The organism is Dokdonella sp. (genome assembly GCF_049593775.1).
Lineage (GTDB): Bacteria > Pseudomonadota > Gammaproteobacteria > Xanthomonadales > Rhodanobacteraceae > Dokdonella.
In genome coordinates this window covers 1-2,281 of the sequence record NZ_JBAWHJ010000089.1, presented here as the reverse complement: position 1 = coordinate 2,281, position 2,281 = coordinate 1, and the positions used below count along the sequence as shown (strand labels likewise).

Here is a 2,281-nt window from a genome sequence, read left to right as displayed (position 1 = left end):
CCGTAGGGGCGGGTCTCAGACCCGCCCGCTCTCTTGCATGTCGCCGCGCCCTCAAAAGGAGCGGGTGGGTCTGAGACCCACCCCTACGCAGGCGTTCAAATGATCGGTTTCGTCTTCGGGCACGCGTCCCTGCGACCGATCCGCTTTTTTCCTGATTCACCGTGCCCTAGAAAGGAGCGGGTGAGTCTGAGACTCACCCCTGCGCAGGCGTTCAAATGATCGGCGTCGTATTCGGGCACGCCGCCGGCCTCCCCATGTACCATGCCCACCCCATTCCTGCCGCGCACTCTCAAGTCATGCCGACACGACCCAATGCCCTGATCTGGCTGCTTCTCTCCGTTTTCATACTCGTTGCCGACCAGATCACGAAATGGGTCGTCCTCCAGCATTTCCAGTTGCACGACTCCATGCCGGTAATTGCGGGTCTGCTCAACTGGACGCTGGCATTCAACGAAGGTGCGGCTTTCAGCTTCCTTTCCGATGCCGGAGGATGGCAGCGCTGGTTCTTTACCGTCCTGGCCATTGCAGTGAGTGTCGTCCTCCTGGTCTGGTTGAAGCGCACTCCTCGCAATGACTGGAAGACAGCGTTGCCGCTGTCTCTGGTCCTGGGTGGCGCGATTGGCAACGTGATTGACCGTATCCGCTTTGGCCACGTCGTCGATTTCGTCGATGTATTCCACGGGGACTGGCACTTCCCCGCGTTCAATGTGGCGGATTCGGCGATCAGCGTGGGTGCCGTGCTGCTGATCCTGCTTGGATTGTTCGGCGGCAAGACCGAAAAATCCTGATTCGCCCATGGTGCGAGCTGAACAGCATTGTTGCGACAGGCTCGATAGGTCACCCATGACTGGCCGCTCTGGGCGATAATGCCCCGCATGCAAGTACTGCTCGCCAATCCTCGCGGTTTCTGTGCCGGTGTAGACCGTGCCATCGAAATCGTTGACCGCGCCCTCGAAACGTTCGGAGCGCCGATCTATGTGCGTCATGAAGTCGTCCACAATCGCTACGTGGTTGATTCCCTTAGAAACAGGGGCGCGGTTTTCGTAGACGAGCTGGACGAAGTCCCAGATGACGCGACCGTCATCTTCAGCGCTCATGGCGTTTCCCGCGAAGTGCGGGACGAGGCGGGCCGACGCGGGTTGAATGTATTCGACGCCACGTGTCCGCTGGTCACCAAGGTTCACATCGAAGTGGCGCGCCACGGCAAGGCGGGCCGGGATGTGGTTCTGATCGGGCATGCCGGGCATCCCGAGGTAGAAGGCACCATGGGCCAGTGGAGCGCCAGCAACACGGGCGAGATCTACCTGGTCGAAACCCCGGATTGCGTAGCAAAACTGCAACCCAGGCATCCGGAAAAACTGGCTTACGTCAGTCAGACCACTTTGTCAGTCGACGATACCCGTGCGGTGATCGATTCCCTGCGCGAGCATTTTCCGGCCATTGTTGGTCCTCGCCACGATGACATCTGTTATGCCACGCAGAATCGCCAGGATGCCGTCCGGGAGCTCGGCCAGCAATGCGACATCGTGCTGGTGGTGGGCTCGCCCAACAGTTCGAACTCGAACAGGCTTCGCGAACTGGCGGAGAAACAGGGCGTGCCGGCCTACCTGATCGACGGTGCCGACGACATTCGTCAAGAATGGCTGCAAGAAGACACCCGTGTCGGCGTGACAGCGGGCGCATCCGCGCCGGAAAGCTTGGTCAAGGACGTCATCGAACGCCTGCAGGGTTGGGGCGCCGGCGCAGTCCGCGAACTGGATGGAAAGCCGGAAAACGTCACGTTTGCGCTGCCCAAGGGGCTGCGGATCAACGTCGTCGACTGAAGCGGGCCGTGTTCCAGGTGGGGCGTGGTGCCGGTATCGATCAGTGTTTCCGGGTTTCCGCGGCGCAGTTGGCATCAGTCGCTTTCATCCCGATTCCAATTGAGCACAAGCCAAGCCAACCGCTCATCCGCCAAATCCTACCTCGCACGCGCAGCAGGCTTGCCCGATAGAGCGGGGCCCCGTACGTTCACGGTCATAAGACCGGTCCGGTATCGAGGGGAGAACCATGCCATTCCAGCGTTTCAGCCAAATCCGGGGTTCCGCGCGGCGCGGGCGAGGCTTTGGCTTGATCGAATTGATCATCGTCATCTCGATCATCGCCATTCTGTCCGCCATGGCCGCCCCGAGTTTCTAGACCATGATCCGTGACAATCGGATAAAGACTCAGGGCAACGATTTCCTGAGTGCATCCAACTACGCCAGAAACGAAGCCATCACGCGCAGTCGCAATGTAACCC

At 60.1% G+C, this 2,281-nt stretch carries 3 protein-coding genes; all 3 read left to right on the top strand.

The annotated features are described in order from the left end of the window. Positions 1-296 precede the first annotated feature (296 nt). The 3 genes from lspA (at position 297) to WBP53_RS03055 (ending at position 2,178) form a co-directional block, all read left to right on the top strand. Positions 297-788 (top strand): signal peptidase II, encoded by a 492-nt coding sequence (lspA, locus tag WBP53_RS03065; RefSeq protein WP_423925812.1) that lies wholly within the window; start codon positions 297-299, stop codon positions 786-788. 87 nt (positions 789-875) lie between these two features. Next, on the top strand, positions 876-1,823 hold the full coding sequence (ispH, locus tag WBP53_RS03060) for a 4-hydroxy-3-methylbut-2-enyl diphosphate reductase (RefSeq protein ID WP_423925810.1): 948 nt from the start codon (positions 876-878) through the stop codon (positions 1,821-1,823). A gap of 226 nt (positions 1,824-2,049) precedes the next feature. Then, positions 2,050-2,178, top strand: a complete 129-nt coding sequence (locus WBP53_RS03055) for a prepilin-type N-terminal cleavage/methylation domain-containing protein (RefSeq protein WP_423925808.1) — start codon at positions 2,050-2,052, stop codon at positions 2,176-2,178. The last annotated feature ends 103 nt before the right edge of the window (positions 2,179-2,281 follow it).